Consider the following 19,911-nt stretch of genomic DNA (forward strand, 5'->3'; position numbering starts at 1 on the left):
TGTAGGCTGGTGGGGTATGACTCACCAAAACCGACGGAGGAAACAGTGAAGGGCAAAGTAGGGCTCGTGCTCGGCTTCGGAATTGGTTACGTGCTTGGCTCACGGGCTGGCCGCAAACGGTACGAGCAGATTAAGAAGACCGCGGGAAATGTATGGAACAGCGGCCCAGTTCAGGCGGTCGCCCAGAAGGTAACGGGTGCGGTTTCTGACCAGGCTCGCCAGGCACAGAACTTCGTGCTCGGCAAAACCCAGGCCCTCGTGCACGCTGCGACCGCGCCAAAACGCCCCGAAGATGTTGCCGTGCAGCAGAAGTCGAAGGCTGATGAAGCGGCGGCTCCCAAGCCGGCAGGCGCATCGTCATGAGTCGCAAGAAACGTTCTGGTCCCTCGACCATTGAGCTCCTGCTGCGGTTGCCGCAGCAGGTCATCGCGCTCGTCAAAGCCGAGTACGCCAACGCCAAGGGTGAGATCAAGCGGGGCGTCAAGAAGATCGTCATCGCGCTGCTCTTCCTCATCGTTGCACTCTTCTTCCTTTTCTGGTCGCTCGCGGCCTTCGGCGCCTCAGCGATTCTCGGTCTCGCAAACGCGGTGTCGCCCTGGCTTGCGGCGCTCATTGTTGGTGGTGGCCTCGTCGTGCTCGCGGCAGTAGCAATTGTGGTCGGTGTCATGATGATCAAGCGGGCCAACCCCGTTCCTGAAGAGACCCTCGGCCGTGTTTCAGACGACGTGACGGTCGCGACGACCGTGCGCTACAACACCACCCCCGACGCACGCATTCACGAGGCAACTGAGAAGGGCGGCCAAGCTGCGCCCGGAAAGGGGTCAGTACGATGAGCACGCCAGAGCAACACCCTCGCGAAGAGGCTGACCTTGCTCGTGTCGAGCTGTACGAGACGCTCTCGCTCCTGAGCGACCGCCTCAACTACGCGCAACGTTTCGACGATGCGGTAGAACGCACGACCGAGAAACTGCAAGAGGAGCGAAAGACGAACCCGGTTGGCTTCGCACTCGCGGTCGCCGGGGTTGCAGCAACCGTTGGCGTGCTTGCCTGGGTTGGTGCCTCGAAGATTATTCGCAAGTTCCAATAATCAAGCGTGATGTGCCACAGAAGGCACATCACGTTTCTGTTGCAATGCCCTTTTTTGGGGCTCAAATTTTGCACATCTCTCCATTTCACGGTAGAAAAGGGAACATCGAAGGAAATGCCTTCTCTACCAGCTCTTGAGTCATCGTTAGACTGAAGGTGAGATGGGCTGGTGTTGCCATTTTCGATGAATGCGTGGAGTGTATGTCTGATTCAACACAGGCACTCGAGGGTCTCCGAGTGCTGGTGCCCAGGGGAGGAACCTGGGGTGAGATCGTTTCTCGCGCGCTGCGCAATCATGGGGCAAACACCGTTATTTCTCCGCTCGTAGACTTTGCGAGCTCAGGCGAAGAAGCCAAACTGGTCGAAGCGTTGCATCGGCTTGAGGCCGGCGAGTTTGACTGGCTCACCGCAACGAACCCGACGGTGGTCAACGTGCTTCGGCACCACAACACCGTGATTCCCACGCACACGCAGCTCGCGGTCGTCGGTGACGCCACCGAGGCCGCGTTTGTTGCAGAGGGCTACGAGGTTGCTCGCACTCCAGAGGGCGAGAACACCGCTGAGGGGCTTCTGCAAACCTGGCCCGAGATTACGGGCGAGAAACTGCGCGTTTTGACGTTGCGCTCGAACGTCGCGAAACCTGTCGTGACGGCGGGGCTCATCGACCGGGGTCACTCGGTGACCCAGATCGTCGCCTTTCGCACCGTTGGGGTTCCCGCCTCAGTACACACACGCGAAGATGTCGAGTCGGGCCACATCAATGTCCTGCTCGTCGCGACCCCGCAAATTGCCCACGAGGTCAAGAACCAGTTTGCCGACAGGCCTGACTCAACGCTCATCGCGTGCGTTGGGCCCAATACCCGTGAAGAGGCAAAGCGCATCGGCCTTCGAGTTGACGATGGCGATGAGCACCCGCAGGTGAACCAGATTATTGACGCCGTTGAATCGGTGATCGATTACAGCGACACACTCGACTAGAGATACCCGCGATGGCGGAGCGTCAGTGCGGACCCTCCGGTGAGTGGGCACTCGCGCACCGCGCTCAAAGCGTATACGATTTAACTGTTGTGTCGGGGCGCCCTTCAGCGTTCCTCACCGTGCAACGTCAGTGTGCATACTGAGTGCTCGTCACGAGCGAGCCCGGTACGCAGTGGTCAAAGGAGTCACAGAGTGCCCGCAAGCATTACCCTGCCCCCAACGTTTCGCGAGCACTTAGACGCGAGCCCTGACGCGCTTATCGGTCTGTGGTCGTGTGCGGGTAGCCAGATCATCACCGAGATCGTCGCCTCAAGTGGCTGCGACTGGGTGCTCGTCGATACCGAGCATTCGCCGCTCGGGCTTGAGAGCACGCTCGCTCAGCTCTACGCGATGTCGGCCTACGCCGCCACCCCCGTAGTTCGGGTGCCGTACGGCGATACCGTTGTGATCAAACAGGTGCTTGACCTCGGCGCCCAGAACCTGCTCGTGCCCATGGTTGACTCTGCTGAGCAAGCGCAGCGCATCGTCGAGGCGACGCGATACCCGTCGGCTGGAGTGCGGGGCGTTGGCGCGGCACTCGCGCGATCATCGCGGTGGAATAGGGTGGGCGAGTACCTCGCCAACGCGGGCGACACGATCAGCCTCACGGTGCAGATCGAATCGGTTCGAGCAGTCGAGGCCATTGACGAGATCCTTGCGGTTGACGGCATAGACGCGGTGTTTATTGGCCCCGCCGACCTCGCTGCCTCCGCGGGTCATCTTGGAAACCCCGCCGATGCCGAGGTGCAACGTCTCGTCGAGCACGTCATCGAGCGGGCACAAGACGCTGGCATGCCGGTCGGGGTGAATGCGTTTGTGCCCGCCGACGCGCAGCGCTATATCGACATGGGCGTTGACTTTGTTGCGGTGGGGGCCGACGTCGCGCTCCTGGCCCGCAGTACCGAGGCAGTCGTGCAACAGTTTCGTTCACACGATGCTACCGGCTCACCCGCGGGTGAAAGGGCAAGTTACTAGTGGCGGCGGCAACGGGGTCAAAAGCCCAGCGTGCGTACACGTCGATTCGCGAGCGCATCGCCTCGCAGGAGCTTCGACCCGGCGACCGCCTCGTGCTTGCCGGGCTCGCAGACGAACTTGAGATGTCGGTCGTGCCGGTGCGCGAAGCGATCCGCAAGCTCGAAGCCGAAGGCGTCGTGGTGTTCGAGACGAACGTGGGCGCGCGCGTCGCTCGCATTAATCGTGAACGGTACCTCAACACAATGCAGGCGCTCGCGATCGTTGAGGGGGCCGCGACGGCGCTCGCAGCACCTTACCTGGGCGCAGCGCGCCTAGAAGCGGCTCGTGGTTTCAACGCAGAGCTGGAACGGCTTCTCGACGAGTTTGATGGGGCTGAGTATGTGAGGCTCAACCGGGCCTTTCACGAACAGCTCTACCACGACTGCCCGAATGAAGAACTCATTAAGCACATTGAAGAAGAGCGTGAGAAGCTCGCGATGGTGCGTGACCCAGACGCCACCTTTACGGCGGCTCGAGCGCGTGACTCGGTGCAAGAACACGAGCACATTCTGCAGCTCATCGAGTCGGGCGCTCCGTCATTCGAGATCGAGCTCGCGGTGAGGGAGCACCGCTCGGCGACGCGCGACGCTGCTCTCGCGCATCAGGCCCATCAAGCCGAAGGCGAAGCCGCCTCGTAAGGTTCGCTAGAACACCATCGGGCGATCGTCTTCGTCGTCAAAGGTTTCGGCAACGAGCGAGAGGTCGATGTCGACGACGACGGGAACATGGTCGCTTGGGCCGTCGCCGCGGCGCTCATCGCGGTGGATCGAAGCACCCGTGACCGCCTCAGCAAACGCCTGAGACCCGAGAATGAAGTCGATGCGCATGCCCTCGTCTTTTTGGAAGCGCCCGGCCTGGTAATCCCAAAATGTGTACTCATCGGGAACCAAATCACGCACCGGATCGCTCACGACCGAGCTGAAGCTCTCGAACATCTGGCGTTCGGGAACCGATACGTGCGTGCTGCGTCCCTCAACGAACTGAGGGTCGCCCATGTCGCTCGGCAGGGGGGCGATATTCCAGTCGCCCATGAGTGCGAGAGGCAAGTCTGGGTCGGCGCCGATCCACGCCTCTGCATTCTTGCGCAGCGCCTCGAGCCAGCGAAGCTTGTAATCGAAGTGGGGGTCATCGATGCCGCGCCCGTTCGGCACGTAGAGGCTCCAGAGCCTGAGGTCGCCGACGGTCACGCCGAGGGCCCTGGCCTCGAGCGGATCGCCCTCGGGGCCGGTTCCCTGGTCTTGGCCCTTGACGGGCTTGCCGAAGCCCGGCATCTCGTCGAAGCTGTGCGTGATCTCGGTCATCTCGTGCTTGCTCGCAAACGCGACACCGTTCCACTGGTTGAAGCCGTGCGTGACGACCTCGTAGCCTGCACGCTCGAACTCGGCGTACGGAAACTGGTCGGGTCGACACTTCGTCTCTTGCATCGCGAGAACGTCGATGTTCTCGCGCTCGAGCCAGTCGACGACTCGACCGACGCGGGTACGAATTGAATTCACATTCCAGGTGGCAATACGCATACCCCAAGCCTATCCTGGGGGCCCAGGCTCAAGCTTCTGGCGCGCGGCCTCAGGTCTCTGGTGGCCCCGGACCCTCAGCGAATCATGCTCGCGGCTTCAAGAACACGGCGCGGGTCTGGTAGAGTTGCTTCGTGCGATACAGATCGCACCCGCGGGTGTAGTTCAATGGTAGAACTTCTGCTTCCCAAGCAGACAGCGCGAGTTCGATTCTCGTCACCCGCTCCACGACTGCTTCATCTCGGGCCGAAGGCCCTGCACAGCGTTGCCTGTTTGCATGGACCGAGGTCTGAGACCCTGGGCCCATTGGGCCCAGATCGGTTACTCAGCCTTTGGGGCGCAGACCTGCTGTTCGCTCAGTGAGGCTGCCATGTCGTCGGCACTCCACGCATCGCCCGATTCGCCGAGTAAAGCGGCAATCTGGCGGGCGAGGGTCGTTGCAAACTGAGCGCCCGCGGTCGAGTTATTGAGAGCAACGACCACGCTAAAGCCCGTCTCTGGGTTGTGCCATGCCGAGGTGATTGAACCGGGGAGTGCGCCGTCTGATCCCCACAGCGGCCCAATGTTCACGACACCGAAGCCGAGCTGTGGGCCCGCGGTGTCAGGGTCGGTTGTCGGCTCTCCATCGTCGTTGCGATCGGGGTTCTTGAGTGGCTTAGTTTCGGTGATGATCGAGGCGTTTTTACCGCCGTAGCCACCGTCAAGGTAGCGCTCATAGAAGCGCTTGATGTCGCCGACGGTCGTTGCGGTTGCTCCCGCCGCACCAAGAATTGATGGTGACTGTTCGCTTACATCGACGGGGTCGACGTCGCACTGCGGCCCGGGAAGGTAGGCGAGACCGGTGAGGGTGTTTGTGCCGGGAAGAGCGAAGTCTTCGCCGTCATTCAAAAAGACCGAGCTATTCATCTCTGCGGGGTTAAACACACGTTCTTCGAGCTGGTGGGCGATCGACTCGTTGCCCACGATCTTCAGAGCCCTTCCGAGTAGCACGGCGTTTGCGTCTGAGCGGTAGACGTTCTCGCCGGGCCAGGGGAGCTCTCCAAGAATGAGCGACTCGGCAATTTTCTCGCCGGTTGACCAGTTGCGCTCGGGGTTCGTGATGTAGAGCCCGGTGTATTCCTTCTTGAAGTCTGCGAGACCAGAGGTGCCGTCGCATAGCTGACCATAGGTGATGTCGCCGATGCCGGTTTGTCGGGGCAGGTCCTGTGCGACCTCTCGATTGAGTGACACTTTGCCCTCGTCAACGAGGTCGAGCAACAGTGCGCACATGACAGGTTGCGTGGTCTGGGCGCCGCGCAGGAGCGCGTTGGCATCGAAGTTGTCGTCGGCGCCCTCGCTTGCGTAGGCGCGAACGAGATCGCCATCAGCGCTCCATACCCCGACGACTGCCTGGGTTGATCCGCTCAATGCCATGGCATTCTGCACGGCATCGGTTACGAGGCCGGCCTGATCTTTGCCGAGTGACTCTGCGTGGTCATCGATCGGCTTCGCCTCTGATGAGGTGCACGAGGTCAACAGAAGAGCAGATGCTGCGACGATGCTGGCGAGTGCAATGCGACTGCGTGACTTCACGGGAAAGAACCACCGTTCGTTTGACAAATAAAGGCTCTTTATCTTACTGATGCAGGCTGAAAAAATGGCGTGATTACGGGGGAGTGTTAGGTAACCCTAACTTGGGGTAGGGTATGCGTTGTGAATACTTTTGATCAGACCGTAGTCGACGCCGTTCTTGCCCACATGGGCGATGACCACGGAGAAGATAACATCATCATCGCTCGCGGCAACGGGGCACCCGAGGCGAGTGCGAGCCAGATGGTCGATCTTGACGGTGAGGGCGGGGTATGGCGTGTCACCGAGAACGGTGAAACTCGCGAGCTGCGCATCAGCTGGCCCGATGGGCCGATCACTGAGCGTCCACAGATTCGCCGCGCGGTCGTCATCTTGTATCGCAACGCGTGCAAGCAGCTCGGCATTGACCCGCAGCAAGATGAAGCTTCGCACGAGCCTGCCAAACCCTTCTCGCAGGTGATTCGTGAGGGTAGCTGGTCTGATCACGATGACAGCGAGGGTGCCGACTTCATGGCATCAATCATGCGGGGTACCGCGACGCGCGACGACTACGTCGCACTCGTCGCGCAGCACTTCTTTATGTACGAGGCGCTTGAGGCCGTCGTTGACGAGGTTGTGAACGACGAACGTTTCGCCCCGTTCCACGACGAAAATCTGCGCCGTCTTGCAGCGCTCAACGACGACCTCACCGTGCTCATCGGCGAAAACTGGCGTGACGAGATCGAGCCGGTTCCCGCGACGGCCGAGTATGCCGAGCGCATTCGGCAGGTGGGAGCCGAGGGCTGGGTTCCTGGCATCATCGCCCACCACTACACGCGCTACCTCGGCGACCTCTCGGGTGGCCAGATGATCGCGAAGCGCGTTGTGCGCCAGCACGGCTTCGAGAACGGCGAGGGCACAAAGTTCTACGACTTCAAGGAGCTCGGCTCACTCCCCGGCTTTAAAGAGCGGTACCGCGAGGCGCTTGACGCGCTCGGCGAGAGCTTCAACGATGTCGAACAGGCGCGCATGCTGCACGAGGTTCGTCGCGCCTACGGTTTCAACACCGCAGTGTTCATCGATATGGCGAAGGCTAAACAGCAGTAGCTTTTTCGGGGCCGTTGGCCTCGGCCTTCGCGTCTGAGGTGTTCTCTGCGGTCTGCTCTGCTGCGGTGCCCGGTCGATCGGCCCGCGATCCGCGCATGAAGCGGGCGACGTCGTTATCGACGATGATGTCTCTTGGCGTGAGCGGGCGCGACAGGTAAAGACCGTCGAGCGAGCGAATGCGGCTGAGGGCGACGTACGTTTGCCCCGCGCTGAATGCCCTTGGCCCGAGGTCAATGACCGCCCGCTCGTAGGTTTGCCCCTGAGACTTGTGGATCGTGATTGCCCACGCGAGTCGCAACGGGAACTGTTCGAACTCGGCGACGACGTCTTTCGTGAGGGTCTTGGTCTCGGTGTCGTAGCGGTACTTGTAGCGCTCCCACAGGGCGGGGTGCACCTCGTGCTCCTCGCCGTCGACATCGACCCATACGGTGTTCTCGATGTGCGTCACGACGCCGAGGGTGCCGTTGACCCAGCGCCCATCGGGGTCGTTGCGCAAGAACATGACCTGGGCGCCAACCTTGAGCTCGAGGGTCTCATCGGCCGGAAACATGGTTGACGTGAACTCGCCGTTGACATCGGCCACCGCCTTGAGTGCCGAGCCGGTGATCGCGGCGAGTTTGGCGGAGTTGATACGGTTGACCACCGCGTTCGTGGCCGCGAGCGTGATGATGTTGTCGCTTGGCTGCGGCCGCGCTCCCATCCCGTTGAGCTCGGCGGCCATCTCGGCGGTGACGTAGCCGTGGCGCACGCCATTGAGCAGGTACTTGAAGCGGTCGTCGCTCTGGCGGTGAATCTCGGTGAGCTCGATGATCTCGAGGTCGACTGACTGCCAGGCGAGTGCATCAAAGAACCAGAGCGAGCGGTACATGTCGTCGAAGTAGGCGCGTTCGTCAGGGTCGCGCGGCGGCACCGGGGGTAGCTGGTAGGGGTCGCCAAACATGATGATTTGCACGCCACCGAACGGGTCGTGTGGGCGTGAGCGGGCGAGGCGCAATGAACGGTCAATCGCATCCATCAGGTCGGCGTTGACCATCGAGACCTCGTCGATGACGAGCGTATCGATCGAGTTGAGCATGCGCTTGAGCTCGGCAGACTGCTTGATCTCGTGGTCGGCGATGATGCCCGTGGGCAGTCGAAACAGCGAGTGAATCGTTTGACCGCCGACACCGAGCGCCGCAACGCCCGTGGGAGCGCACACCACGATGGTCTTGCTCGTGTGCCATGAAAGGTGGTTGAGCAGGGTCGACTTGCCGGTACCGGCCCGCCCCGTAATAAAGACGTGCTCGCGAGTGTGCTCGATGCGGTCGTACACCGCCTGCTGCTCCTTCGAGAGCTGAACCGTTGCGCGTGAGACCATTCGCCCATTGTACGCGAGCCGGCCGTGGCCAATGGCAAGATATACACATGGGCATTCGGGTGCTAGCCGTGGGCAAAAAACATGAGTCGTGGATCGAGGCTGGTCTTGAGCGATACGCGAAACGGCTACGCAAGCCATACGACATCACCTGGCAGTTTCTTGCCCACTCATCGCGGGAGGCCGATGCTGCGAGGGCTGAAGAATCGCAGCGTATTGAGGCGAAGCTCGATGACGCCGAGGTCGTGGTGCTGCTCGACGAGCGGGGCAAGATGTTTGACTCGGTGGCGTTCGCTGCGCAGCTGCAGCGCAGGCTCGATACCGGCAAGCGAGTCACCATTGTTATTGGTGGCGCTTACGGAGTGACCGAGCAGTTGCGCCAGCGGGCCGACGTGGTGTGGAGCCTCTCGGCCCTCGTGTTTCCGCACCAGCTCGTGCGCCTCATTCTTGTCGAGCAGGTGTACCGTGCGCAGGAAATTACTGCGGGGCGTCAGTACCACCATGTGTAGGGCGCCTGCGCTACCGCCCTCCTCGTGTCGGTGGTCAGCCTTACACTGCCCCCATGATCTCATCACACCTTCACGTTACGCGCTGTCGCGGGGCAGCCAAAGCGTGGTTTTTCGAGTGCTTTGGGGCTGAGGTAACTGGCGGTGGGTCTGACGCTTCTGAAGAGGCGGCCCACGCTGTCCCGTGGCAAGCCTTGCTTGAAGAAGGGCGAGGCGATCGCGGGTCGCTCGGCGTTGCTGAGCGGTTACGGCATGGTCATGGCGACGAGACTCTCACGATGGTGAATGCTGGCCCCAGCGTGCTCCTGCAGGTGCGCGTGTTGCGCAGCTGTGGCTGCGGGCTCCGCACTTCTCTTCCGCGACGCTCACTTCCGGGTGACCGCTTAGTCGTGAGGCCGAGCGGCTGTCTCCGTTCGGCCTGCGGTGAGGGGAGGTGGTATATGCGTTGGTTTACCCCCGAAGGTGTCGAGCTTGTGTGGCCGTTTGTCTGGTGAGCGTTGGGTGACTGGCCGTGGGCGCGGCGGTGGTGGGGCCCAAATGTTGTTGTTGAACGGTGTCTCAGCGCTCTTTGCGCTGAGAGCTACTGGGGAGGCGCCACCTCGCTAGCTTTGCGGGCATGTACCAGATCGTTCGCGGTGATGCGCCTGCGCGCTTTAGGGTGAACATCACTGTCAGTGATGCCGCTGACGAGGTCGGCGGTGGTGGTGTCGAGCGCTGTGGCGAGGCGTGCAATCATGTCAACCTTCGGTGTGGTCAGGCCGCGTTCGATCCTGCTCAAGCTGGTGAGGTGAATCTCGGCCATGTCGGCAAGGTCTTGTTGGCTGATGCCCCTTGCGCGTCTTCTCGACCGAACCCTGTTACCGACAATGCGGGCAATGCGAAGATGATCTGATTGCTGCATAGGAGTAATGGTGTCACGGAGTGGGCTTGGGCTCGATGAGCTTTGATGCTCATAGCTTAAACGCCATATGTCGCACTCTGGTGATTGTGGCTCGACACGCCGATAAGACATTCGGGCAGAAAATGTTTCTGTGCGCCTCTCACCTGTGGAAAACTCCTTCAAAAGCGCAGATTCATGCCAAAAGTTTTTAAGGTTTTTGTTCACAAAAAGCCGAAAAGGGGGTGGAAAGTTACACCGGCGTAACTACAGCATCTTGTGGTTAAGGTTCATGTGGTTCACTATATGTAGTGCTTGGGGAGGGAACCGCTCTGTGCTGTCACCCCGAGGCAAGACACGACGTAAGTACCTGTTCGGAAGAAGGAAAGCATCATGACTATCACCGTTTACACGAAGCCTTCATGCGTGCAGTGCGACATGACCTCGCGCGCGCTCGACAACAAGGGTATTGAGTACAACACGCTCGATCTTTCAGAAGACCCCGCGGCTCTTGAGCACGTGAAAGAGCTCGGTTACCTGCAGGCTCCCGTCATCGTTGCCGATGGCGAGCACTGGTCAGGCTTTCGCCCAGACAAGATCGAAGAGCTCGCAAACCGTCTCGCGTAATGCTGGCGGGCCCTCTCGGGCTCTCTACAACACAACAACACACATAGCGGCGGGCAACCCTCAACGGCGAGGGAAGCCGGCCGCTCAACACTATCTAGAGCACTACCAGAGTGAGGATGAGAGATTTTGGATACGGCACTGAAAGCGCAGACAGACCAGCACGAGTCATCGAAGATTAGCGATATGGATTATCACTCGTTGAACGCGATGCTGAACCTGTATGACGCTGATGGCAAGATCCAGTTCGATAAAGACCGCGAAGCCGCGCGTCAGTACTTCCTGCAGCACGTGAATCAGAACACCGTGTTCTTCCACAACTTCGAAGAGCGCATGCGGTACCTGCTTGATAATGAATACTACGAGCGTGAGCTGGTTGACCAGTACTCGGTGAAGTTCATTGAACAGCTCACCGACGAAGCTTACGCCATGAAGTTCCGCTTCCCGACGTTCCTCGGAGCCTTCAAGTTCTTCACCTCGTACGCCCTGAAAACCTTTGACGGTAAGCGCTACCTCGAACGCTTCGAAGATCGCGTCGTTATGGTCGCCCTTGGGCTTGCACAGGGTGATGAGAACCTCGCACGCGGCTACATGCGTGAGATCGTCTCGGGTCGTTTCCAGCCCGCAACTCCGACCTTCCTCAACCTCGGTAAGGCGCAGCGAGGCGAACTCGTCTCGTGCTTCCTGCTGCGTGTAGAAGACAACATGGAGTCGATTGCCCGTGGCGTGAACTCGTCGCTACAGCTCTCGAAGCGTGGCGGCGGCGTTGCCCTGTCGCTCTCGAACCTCCGCGAAGCTGGTGCGCCGATCAAAAAGATCGAGAACCAGTCGTCGGGCATCATTCCCGTTATGAAGCTGCTCGAAGACAGCTTCAGCTACGCGAACCAGCTCGGTGCTCGTCAGGGTGCGGGCGCGGTATACCTCTCGGCTCACCACCCCGACATTATGCAGTTTCTCGACACCAAGCGCGAGAACGCCGACGAGAAGATTCGTATTAAGACCCTCTCACTCGGTGTCGTTGTGCCCGACATTACGTTCGAGCTCGCGAAGAAGAACGAAGATATGTACCTCTTCTCGCCATACGACGTTGAGCGTGTGTACGGCGTTCCTTTTGGCGACCTGCCCATCACCGAGAACTACTACGAGATGGTCAACGACGCACGGATTAAAAAGACGAAGATCAGCGCTCGCGCCTTCTTCCAGACCGTCGCAGAGCTCCAGTTCGAGTCGGGCTACCCGTACATCGTGTTTGAAGACACCGTGAACCGTGAGAACCCGATCAAGGGCCGCATCAATATGTCGAACCTCTGCTCAGAGATTCTGCAGGTCAATACCCCGACGACCTACAACGAAGATCTCAGCTACAACGAGATCGGTAAAGACATCTCGTGCAACCTTGGTTCGATGAACATTGCCGCGATGATGGATGGCGATACGTTTGCCGAGAGCGTTGACCTCTCGATTCGTGCGCTCACCGCGGTGAGCGACATGAGCCACATCAGCTCGGTTCGTTCGATCGAAGACGGGAACGACAAGTCGCACGCGATTGGCCTCGGCCAGATGAACCTGCACGGCTACCTCGCCCGTGAACACATTCACTACGGGTCAGAAGAGGGCATCGACTTCACGAATATCTACTTCTACACGATCCTCTTCCACGCGCTCAAAGCGTCGAACGCGCTCGCGATCGAGCGTAAGACGACCTTTGACGGCTTCGCCGATTCGAAGTACGCATCGGGCGAGTTCTTCGACAAGTACACCGACCAGGTGTGGGAGCCCGAGACCGACCGCGTGAAGCAGCTCTTCGCCGATGCCGGTGTCTCGATTCCCACGAGCGATGACTGGAAGCAGCTCAAGGCCACGGTCATGGAGCACGGCATCTACAATCAGAACCTGCAGGCGGTGCCGCCGACCGGCTCGATCTCGTACATCAACAACTCGACCTCATCGATTCACCCGATCGCGTCGAAGGTTGAGATTCGTAAAGAGGGCAAGCTTGGCCGCGTCTACTACCCGGCTCCGTTCATGACGAACGAAAACCTCGACTATTACACCGACGCGTACGAGGTTGGCCCCGAAAAGATCATCGACACCTATGCCGCGGCAACGCAGCACGTCGACCAGGGCTTGTCGCTCACGCTGTTCTTCAAGGACACGGCAACGACCCGCGACATCAACCGCGCGCAGATCTACGCATGGCGCAAGGGCATCAAGACGATTTACTACATTCGTCTGCGCCAGCTCGCACTCGAGGGCACTGACATGACCGAGTGCGTCAGCTGCATGCTCTAACGTCACACCGACCACAAACGCGAAGAGAAGGAAACGATGAACCCGAAGCCGTTCAAGTTGGGCCACGCCGTTCAGGCGATTAACTGGAACCGCATTGAAGATGAGAAGGACCTTGAGGTCTGGAACCGTCTCGTCAACAACTTCTGGCTGCCAGAAAAGGTGCCCCTGTCAAACGACGTGCAGTCGTGGGCGACGCTGACCGAAGACGAGAAGCTGCTCACCATGCGCGTCTTCACCGGCCTCACGCTGCTCGACACCATTCAGGGCACCGTCGGTGCGGTGTCGCTCATTCCCGATGCTGCAACCCCGCACGAGGAGGCGGTGCTGACGAACATTGCGTTCATGGAGTCGGTGCACGCCAAGAGCTACTCGTCGATCTTCTCGACGCTCTGCTCGACGCAGGAAATCGACGACGCCTTCCGCTGGTCGGTAGAAAACACCTACCTGCAGAAGAAGGCGCAGATCATCGTCGACTACTACGAGGGCGACGATCCGCTGAAACGCAAGGTCGCATCGACGCTGCTTGAGTCGTTCCTGTTCTACTCGGGCTTCTACCTGCCGATCTACTGGTCGAGCCGCGCGAAGCTCACGAACACCGCCGACCTCATTCGCCTGATCATTCGTGACGAGGCCGTGCACGGTTACTACATTGGTTACAAGTACCAGGTGGCCCTGCAGAAGGAAACTCCTGAGCGTCAGGAAGAGCTGCGCGAGTATGTCTTCGCGCTCATGTACGAGCTCTACGAGAACGAGGTGCTCTACACGCAAGACCTCTACGACAGCGTCGGTCTGACCGAAGACGTCAAGAAGTTCTTGCACTACAACGCCAACAAGGCCCTCATGAACCTCGGCTACGATCCGATGTTCCCGAAGGAGCTCACCGACGTGAACCCCGCGATTCTGTCGTCGCTCTCGCCGAACGCTGACGAGAACCACGACTTCTTCTCGGGCTCGGGCTCGTCGTACGTTATCGGCAAGGCCGTGGCGACCGAAGACGAAGACTGGGACTTCTAAAATCTTGATGTAGTCGGGTACACATCTGGCCTGTTCTGGGGCCCAGAACAGCGAGTTTTCGCAGATCTGGGCCCTTTTGTGTGCCTCTGTTTAGAGGTAAAGGAGAACCGGAATGTATATCAGCACCCATTCGGCGGGGCACGCCGGGGGCACGGACGCACGTATCGGGTGGGTGAGGAGGTGCTCGAACGCCGGAAAACGTGCTCCAGGTACCTTTATTGTTGTGCCCGTGCGTGCCCTCACGGCGCATCGAGCCCGCTGAGAGCTTGTGTATCCATGTGGAAGTACGCGCCCGAATCCTGCGGGGTCACGGAGGGGCACGGTCGCCCTGCGCTGTCCACACGACCTGACGGGAGAGCATGAGGAGCGCCCAGAAACCAGAAAAGACCATGGCGAAGCCCGAGCCCTGGGGAAGGCTGCCTTCCGGTCGCCAGCAAGCACGCTTTTGGGGCCGCTAATGCTTTGATTGACTCCTGTCCGCTAGCTCTGAGGAATGGCTGGGAGGATATGGGCCATAGCTAGATACTCGGAAGAGTTCAGAAAAGACCCTATCGCGCTCGTTGGGCAGGGCGGTGCCTAGTCGGAGGTATGCGGAGATCTTGGTGCCTCGAGACGGCGCTCTCGAAAAGAGGGACTGATGCTGACCGTGCTGATCGTGGCTTGCCCCTCGCAGAGGCGATGAGTCACGAGAAAGACGCTCAGATTTGTGAACTGATCAAACGTAATGGGCTCCTGGAGCAAGGGAACGAGGTATTGCGTCGGGTGGCCGTGTATCTGTCGCTAATTTATATCGCGCCCCAAAATAGTATTCCCACGCGTCCAAGAGATTGCTGCAACTGTTGCTCCAGTGAGGGTGCCTGTCGCAGTGGCGTGCAAGGTAGTGGGTGTCACGAAACAGGCCTGCTATCAGTGGGTGAAACAGCCCTGCTCCAAGAGCGAACTCGAACAGGCGCATCTGATCGAGGTCTTGCGCGAGATTCATGAGGAAGACGCTGAGTTCGGATATCGATTCCCTGCCGAGGAGCTCCTCGACCTGGGCTACTAGATCGGCGATCAGCTGCAAGCGTCCCTTGCCGTGACTGCATTGGAGAATGCGGTCCAGCAGCTTGGCTATCCCGTGTGCACGACCGGTCATTCAGATAGGGGCGGTCAGTTTCGTTCGCAGAGATTCCAACCTGCTCTCACACGGAATCAGATGCGGGGTCGAAGGGGTGCGTGTGAGCGGCTTGTGAGGCTATGCGAGTTTCAAGCTATATTGAATTAAGTAAGCGTACTCCAGTGAGCACGATAAAGGAGTAGCGACAGATTCTGATGCGTCACTCGTCTTTATAAGTGCAGCAGCGTGCACAGCTGTTGCGCACCTCCCATACTTCCCCCTTGGAGGTGCTTACCGACCTAGCTCCCTTAGCGGTCGGGTGAACTGGCATGAATCCTGTCTCATCCCCCATCCCCAGAGACGCATGCCGGGACTACGGCGCATCTCACGCCGGTGAGAGAGGGAGGCGCGAGCCCCCCTCTCTCACGAAAATAATCGTTCTTTGCTGCCCCGGCGACAGATTCTGGCCACTCGCTCGTCTTCTATATTGTAGGGGCGTCGCTTCTGGCTCGCCCTCTAAGAGTCTAAGAGAATTGGGGCAGATATAGATGGTGGTCGTTAGGCAGGGGAAGTCGGAGGCTTTAGTACTTGATAACGGGTCGGCCGAGCTGAATCATTCGAGGGAAAACCGTGGTACGACGATCCTCGTGCGAGTGATCTCATTTGTGGCTGTGATATTCACAGCATGGCATGTGTTTGCCTCGTTTCTCTGGATTTTTCCGCCGTCGCCACTTCGGCAGTTGGTGCCAGGAAACGCGCTGACCTCTTACATGCTTCCTATGTTTGGACAGTCATGGAGCGTTTTCGCTCCAGAACCGATCAATGGTGATTATCATTTCAACGTCAGGGCTCTTGTCCAAGAGGATGGAGACGAAGAAGTAACTGGCTGGGTGAGTGCTACTGATGTCGAACTTTCAATGGTCCAGTACAATTTGTTCCCCCCACGCGCGGGGATCCAAGCAGAGGAACTGGCCAGTACCTTCAAAGGAAGCTGGGGTGAGCTGAACGAAGAGCAGCGCGAAGTCGTTGCACTGGACTTTTTTGAAGCTGACTGGGAAGCGCATCTAAAGGATGAGCTTGAGTCACAAGGAGACGAAAACGATCTAGTAGACGACTACTTGGTCCAAGACCATCGTGCGACTGCTTATGCTACGCAGGTTGCCAAAGCGATCTGGGGTGACGATGTCGTGCGGGTTCAGTATCGAGTAAGCCGGCAGAACGTGCTCCCCTTCATTGACCGAAATGATTCGGAAGCACAGCGTCCTGAACCGCAGACCGTCCTTCCCGGGTGGAGAGAGCCACTCGTCGAGGAGGGGCAGAGCGAACAAGATTTCGCAGACGTATTCAGGGCTCAGTACGAAAAGCTGCAGGGGAGCAAACAGTGACAGAGAAAACTTGGGCAAGTAAAGCCGACATCGGGGAAGAGCCCAATCACGAGGAAGCCTTCCTGACCCCGGCAGGGAATGAAACTAGCAACGTGGAGTTGCCGCGAGTCCTCCGGTTCCTGCAACTAATCCTGGATGGAGTCGGCGTTCGGGCGTATCTCAGTATCCAGGGTGCATGTCGGAGAGCTTCATCATGGCTTTTTGGCAGCAAACATGCTTTGTATGGACTCGCAGTGACGCGAATACTCTTGGGCGTGGCGGGTCTCGGGCTGTTGCTCACGAACTTCCGGACACGGCTCTACTCGTTCGCTGGAGGGGCAGCATGGAACGGTGAAATGGCTGAGCCTGTGAGTGATTTTCCGAAGATCTGGGTTTTCAGTTTCTTCCATCGCTCGATGTCGAACGATCATTTGTATACGTTGCTCTACTTGCTGTTGATGTTCATTGCAGTTCTCATTATCGTTGGATGGCGTTTCAAGTTCGTTCTCCCGGTGTACTTTTGTCTCTGGGTTGGCTTCATTGAGGCCAACGACATGCTTGGCGATCAAGGCGACAATATGTATCGCATCGTCTTGCTGTTGCTCTACTTTACCGATGCTGCTGGAAAATGGTCGCTTGATGCTCGGCGACGAGCGCGAAACGGAGAGACCTTCTCTCGAGACTCCGTGTTCGGTCAGCTGGGAACGGTATTTCACAACCTGGCAGTCATTGGACTAGCAGCGCAAGTGATCCTGGTCTACACTTCCGGTGCCTTGTTTAAAGCTGGCGGAGAACCGTGGGCGCAAGGGTGGGCTGTCTACCACCCACTGGCGACAACTCGATTCGGGACCTGGCCAATCCTGTCCGAGCTGATCACTAGTTGGGGCCCCTTGGTTGCAATCGGCACTCTCGGTTCGTTGTTCATGCAAGCAGCGTTCCCATTTCTGCTACTGCATCGCGTGACTCGTGTCATCGGACTGATCGGCATACTCGGATTTCATCTTGCCATTGCAGTACTAATGGGGCTGCCGTGGTTTTCACTCACCATGGTTGCCGTCGACTCAATCTTCATTCGTGATGTGACTTGGCGGGGCATCGCGGAAAGGGCACGTTTCAGCTGGGCAGCATCGCGCTTGTCTTCAAAAGGTATCTAATCCAGCTCTTATCTCCCACAATTCGTTCGCGAAGCAGGGAGGGTTCAACGTCACTTTGGAATTTCGGAGTGGCTGTCAAATGGAGGAAATAATGAAGAAAATCCATCAACAAATCCCAATAGAGTCCACGGACTCTCCACCACGGAGGCCGAAAAAGAAGAAGTTGATGTATGGATCACTGATCACTACATCATTGGTTGCTCTTGGGCTGATATCTGTACCCACGGCCGCGATTGCGGCCGCCGGTGAACCTTTCGACCCGGATGTGCCTAAGATCATTCTTGTTCAAGGACAGAGGGGTCTGGAGACTCGGAGCACCTACCATGAGGTCACCGTTGATACGAAGACAGGTGAGTGGAAGTTCAGTGACCCGATCGAGCTGGTTCCAGATAAGCCCGACTACGTTGTGAACGGTATCGGCTACAACCCGCATGACGGCTACGTTTACGGACTATACTTCCCAAACCAAATCATGGTTCGCTCTCCTGAGATTGTCAAGATTGGCCAAGATGGTGTTCTCGAGGCAACAGGCAAGCGGCTCATGAGGCCCGGAGGTTGGAGTGGTGACATAGACCCGGACACCGGAAAGTACTATGTGAGCTATGGCACTTCACAGAAGCCGCTGGGTATTAGTGTTATTGACCTGTCTCTTTCAGTTGATGAGCACAACGCAAGGGAGATGGATGAAAGTAGCCGCATTGAGATTCCTATCGTCGGAGAACAGGTGGGACATGACTGGGTTTTCCACGAAGGATTCCTCTGGTCAGTCAACCAAGAGGGTGCCTTGATCCGAACTAACCCAAGCACCGGGCAGTCAGATGCGGTCGCCGCTGATGTTAGCCCCGGAATGAGCGGCGCTATTTGGGTTATGGGTAATGGCAACATCGGAATTTCCCACAACAGCTCGGGACGGATCACCCAGGTCCGTGTTTCCGGTGATATCGCTGGGACGCCTGAGGTGAAGGTGATTGGGTACACTCAAGGTCCTGAGAATCTGTACAACGATGGGACAGCGATCCCAGGTTTGCCAGCTGATTTGAAACTTCTCAAGTCCGGGCCTGACCGGTTCATGGTTGGGGACTCGATCATATTCGAGTTCACTGTCAAGAATGTGGGTGCCACTCATTCATCAGGTTGGCTGATTGATGATCTTCTTCCCGTCGGGCTTTCGAACCCTGTGCTAAAGGACAGCTCTGGGGTATCGCTGGCCACCGAGGTAACAGAGAGTCGCACGCGAGTGTTCTTGACTGGCGCCGAGCTCGCACCTGGTGCTGAGAAAACGATCCGACTTGAGGTCGACACCGCCGATAAGTTGGCGGACTACGGGGACCTCGGGGCCGACCGCTGCTTCGTCAACACTGCCGAACTCTGGGGCAATGAAGAAGACCCCCAGCTTGAGGATAATTCGGCAAAGACTCAGTGCGTTGTCCCCTACGATTCCAGGATTGAGCTGAAGAAATCGGTCAGCGCTATCGAGGACGTGAACGGCAACGGGATCACTGATGCAGGGGACCGGATCACCTGGAAGTTCGAGGTGACGAACACTGGTAAGTCGCCACTGACCGGCGTCGAGCTCGTCGACCAGCTGCTCCAGGACAACGGCATCACGATTAACGGTGGAAAGGGTGCTCTTGACGTAGGGGAGTCGACGACGTTCTCTTCGGCTCCGTACACCATCACGGAGCAGGATGCGGAAGCCGGCGAAGTCAAGAACGTGGCTGTCGCGAAGGGTCACACAGACAGTGGTGTACCGTCCGACCCTGAGTCGAATGAATCGAAGACCGTTACGCCAGTGGAGCCAACTCCGAACCCCGGTTCGAATGTGAACGCTTCTGCGTCTGCTTCTGCGTCCGCGAAGTCGACTGCTGATGGTGATCCCGCGGTGAAGGCTGCGGCTGAGGCTGCGGCGAAGCCGGATGCGCAGACTGCGGCGAAGGCTGCGGCTGATGTGACGGCGAAGGCTGCGGCTGAGGCTGCTGCTGACCCGGATGCGTCCACGGCGGCTTCGGCTGACGTGTCGTCAGATCCGTCGGCTGCGGCGCAGGTCTCGGCGCAGGTCTCGGCTGACGGAACTGAGAAGTCGGCTCAGGATGCGCAGGCATCGGTGCAGGCGAACGCGGATGCGTCGTCGGCGGCGAAGGCTGCGGCTGAAACGAGTTCATCGGCGGATGCCTCGGTTGATTTCAAGGCGAAGGCTGATGCTGATGCTGACCCGAAGGCGAAGGCGAAGGCTGATGCTGACGCTGATGCTGATCCGAAGGCGAAGGCGAATGTGAACGCTTCTGCGTCTGCTTCTGCGTCCGCGAAGTCGACTGCTGATGGTGATCCCGCGGTGAAGGCTGCG

The 19,911-nt window shown here is 58.7% G+C and carries 19 protein-coding genes and 1 tRNA gene; 16 read left to right on the top strand and 4 right to left on the bottom strand.

The features are described 5' to 3' along the window. The first annotated feature begins 45 nt into the window (after positions 1-45). The 6 genes from KTJ78_RS05935 to KTJ78_RS05960 all read left to right on the top strand — a co-directional run bounded on the left by KTJ78_RS05935 (position 46) and on the right by KTJ78_RS05960 (position 3,755). Positions 46-363 (top strand): YtxH domain-containing protein, encoded by a 318-nt coding sequence (locus tag KTJ78_RS05935; RefSeq protein WP_217133614.1) that lies wholly within the window; start codon positions 46-48, stop codon positions 361-363. Next, positions 360-833, top strand: coding sequence for a phage holin family protein (locus KTJ78_RS05940; protein ID WP_217133557.1), 474 nt, complete (start codon positions 360-362; stop codon positions 831-833). Before KTJ78_RS05935 ends, KTJ78_RS05940 begins: the two co-directional genes overlap by 4 nt. After that, on the top strand, positions 830-1,087 hold the full coding sequence (locus KTJ78_RS05945) for a hypothetical protein (protein WP_217133559.1): 258 nt from the start codon (positions 830-832) through the stop codon (positions 1,085-1,087). Before KTJ78_RS05940 ends, KTJ78_RS05945 begins: the two co-directional genes overlap by 4 nt. 200 nt (positions 1,088-1,287) lie before the next feature. Then, complete coding sequence (locus tag KTJ78_RS05950) at positions 1,288-2,064, top strand: uroporphyrinogen-III synthase (RefSeq protein ID WP_217133561.1); 777 nt, start codon at positions 1,288-1,290, stop codon at positions 2,062-2,064. 192 nt (positions 2,065-2,256) lie between these two features. Further along, a complete protein-coding gene (locus KTJ78_RS05955) occupies positions 2,257-3,078 on the top strand; it encodes an HpcH/HpaI aldolase family protein (protein WP_217133563.1) in 822 nt (273 codons plus the stop codon). Next, on the top strand, positions 3,078-3,755 hold the full coding sequence (locus KTJ78_RS05960; protein WP_217133565.1) for a GntR family transcriptional regulator: 678 nt from the start codon (positions 3,078-3,080) through the stop codon (positions 3,753-3,755). The genes KTJ78_RS05955 and KTJ78_RS05960 overlap by 1 nt, the downstream gene beginning before the upstream one ends. Before the next feature lie 6 nt (positions 3,756-3,761). On the opposite strand, the gene KTJ78_RS05965 is transcribed toward KTJ78_RS05960, so the two are convergent. Then, on the bottom strand, positions 3,762-4,634 hold the full coding sequence (locus KTJ78_RS05965; protein ID WP_217133567.1) for an exodeoxyribonuclease III: 873 nt from the start codon (positions 4,632-4,634) through the stop codon (positions 3,762-3,764). Positions 4,635-4,785: 151 nt separating this feature from the next. Here KTJ78_RS05965 and KTJ78_RS05970 point away from each other — a divergent pair. Beyond that, positions 4,786-4,859 (top strand) — tRNA-Gly (locus KTJ78_RS05970). A 93-nt stretch (positions 4,860-4,952) separates the two neighbouring features. On the opposite strand, the gene KTJ78_RS05975 is transcribed toward KTJ78_RS05970, so the two are convergent. Next, positions 4,953-6,230: a serine hydrolase domain-containing protein gene (locus KTJ78_RS05975; protein WP_217133569.1), complete on the bottom strand. Its 1,278-nt coding sequence runs from the start codon at positions 6,228-6,230 to the stop codon at positions 4,953-4,955. 93 nt (positions 6,231-6,323) lie between these two features. Here KTJ78_RS05975 and KTJ78_RS05980 point away from each other — a divergent pair, with 93 nt between their 5' ends. Further along, positions 6,324-7,286 (top strand): biliverdin-producing heme oxygenase, encoded by a 963-nt coding sequence (locus KTJ78_RS05980; RefSeq protein WP_369807993.1) that lies wholly within the window; start codon positions 6,324-6,326, stop codon positions 7,284-7,286. Here KTJ78_RS05980 and KTJ78_RS05985 read toward each other — a convergent pair. Beyond that, positions 7,273-8,643, bottom strand: a complete 1,371-nt coding sequence (locus KTJ78_RS05985; RefSeq protein WP_217133571.1) for an ATP-dependent DNA helicase — start codon at positions 8,641-8,643, stop codon at positions 7,273-7,275. The two genes, KTJ78_RS05980 and KTJ78_RS05985, sit on opposite strands and share 14 nt — an antisense overlap. A 47-nt stretch (positions 8,644-8,690) precedes the next feature. Here KTJ78_RS05985 and KTJ78_RS05990 point away from each other — a divergent pair, with 47 nt between their 5' ends. Continuing rightward, complete coding sequence (locus tag KTJ78_RS05990) at positions 8,691-9,149, top strand: 23S rRNA (pseudouridine(1915)-N(3))-methyltransferase RlmH (protein ID WP_217133573.1); 459 nt, start codon at positions 8,691-8,693, stop codon at positions 9,147-9,149. A gap of 577 nt (positions 9,150-9,726) precedes the next feature. On the opposite strand, the gene KTJ78_RS05995 is transcribed toward KTJ78_RS05990, so the two are convergent. Then, on the bottom strand, positions 9,727-10,158 hold the full coding sequence (locus tag KTJ78_RS05995) for a helix-turn-helix domain-containing protein (RefSeq protein WP_369807997.1): 432 nt from the start codon (positions 10,156-10,158) through the stop codon (positions 9,727-9,729). A 258-nt stretch (positions 10,159-10,416) separates the two neighbouring features. Here KTJ78_RS05995 and nrdH point away from each other — a divergent pair, with 258 nt between their 5' ends. From nrdH to KTJ78_RS06030, 7 genes are all read left to right on the top strand, one after another. Then, on the top strand, positions 10,417-10,650 hold the full coding sequence (nrdH, locus tag KTJ78_RS06000; protein ID WP_217133577.1) for a glutaredoxin-like protein NrdH: 234 nt from the start codon (positions 10,417-10,419) through the stop codon (positions 10,648-10,650). A gap of 183 nt (positions 10,651-10,833) precedes the next feature. Further along, on the top strand, positions 10,834-12,939 hold the full coding sequence (gene nrdE / locus KTJ78_RS06005) for a class 1b ribonucleoside-diphosphate reductase subunit alpha (RefSeq protein WP_217133605.1): 2,106 nt from the start codon (positions 10,834-10,836) through the stop codon (positions 12,937-12,939). A 36-nt stretch (positions 12,940-12,975) separates the two neighbouring features. After that, positions 12,976-13,953 (top strand): class 1b ribonucleoside-diphosphate reductase subunit beta, encoded by a 978-nt coding sequence (gene nrdF / locus KTJ78_RS06010; protein WP_217133579.1) that lies wholly within the window; start codon positions 12,976-12,978, stop codon positions 13,951-13,953. 880 nt (positions 13,954-14,833) lie between these two features. Further along, on the top strand, positions 14,834-14,998 hold the full coding sequence (locus KTJ78_RS06015) for a lyase family protein (protein ID WP_217133581.1): 165 nt from the start codon (positions 14,834-14,836) through the stop codon (positions 14,996-14,998). Positions 14,999-15,702: 704 nt separating this feature from the next. Continuing rightward, positions 15,703-16,434, top strand: a complete 732-nt coding sequence (locus KTJ78_RS06020; protein WP_369807994.1) for a DUF5819 family protein — start codon at positions 15,703-15,705, stop codon at positions 16,432-16,434. Further along, positions 16,431-17,567 (top strand): HTTM domain-containing protein, encoded by a 1,137-nt coding sequence (locus KTJ78_RS06025; protein WP_369807995.1) that lies wholly within the window; start codon positions 16,431-16,433, stop codon positions 17,565-17,567. The genes KTJ78_RS06020 and KTJ78_RS06025 overlap by 4 nt, the downstream gene beginning before the upstream one ends. A 91-nt stretch (positions 17,568-17,658) precedes the next feature. After that, positions 17,659-19,911: DUF6923 family protein (locus KTJ78_RS06030; RefSeq protein ID WP_217133583.1), on the top strand; the 2,253-nt coding region annotated here is incomplete at its 3' end.

The organism is Leucobacter chinensis (genome assembly GCF_019049105.1).
Lineage (GTDB): Bacteria > Actinomycetota > Actinomycetes > Actinomycetales > Microbacteriaceae > Leucobacter_A > Leucobacter_A chinensis.

Coding starts and splice junctions, on each gene's coding strand:
- KTJ78_RS05995 (WP_369807997.1), bottom strand. CDS start 10,158: ATGTCTTATCGGCGTGTCGAGCCACAATCACCAGAGTGCGACATATGG.
- KTJ78_RS05950 (WP_217133561.1), top strand. CDS start 1,288: ATGTCTGATTCAACACAGGCACTCGAGGGTCTCCGAGTGCTGGTGCCC.
- nrdF (WP_217133579.1), top strand. CDS start 12,976: ATGAACCCGAAGCCGTTCAAGTTGGGCCACGCCGTTCAGGCGATTAAC.
- KTJ78_RS05985 (WP_217133571.1), bottom strand. CDS start 8,643: ATGGTCTCACGCGCAACGGTTCAGCTCTCGAAGGAGCAGCAGGCGGTG.
- KTJ78_RS05990 (WP_217133573.1), top strand. CDS start 8,691: ATGGGCATTCGGGTGCTAGCCGTGGGCAAAAAACATGAGTCGTGGATC.
- KTJ78_RS05940 (WP_217133557.1), top strand. CDS start 360: ATGAGTCGCAAGAAACGTTCTGGTCCCTCGACCATTGAGCTCCTGCTG.
- nrdH (WP_217133577.1), top strand. CDS start 10,417: ATGACTATCACCGTTTACACGAAGCCTTCATGCGTGCAGTGCGACATG.
- nrdE (WP_217133605.1), top strand. CDS start 10,834: ATGGATTATCACTCGTTGAACGCGATGCTGAACCTGTATGACGCTGAT.
- KTJ78_RS05965 (WP_217133567.1), bottom strand. CDS start 4,634: ATGCGTATTGCCACCTGGAATGTGAATTCAATTCGTACCCGCGTCGGT.
- KTJ78_RS05945 (WP_217133559.1), top strand. CDS start 830: ATGAGCACGCCAGAGCAACACCCTCGCGAAGAGGCTGACCTTGCTCGT.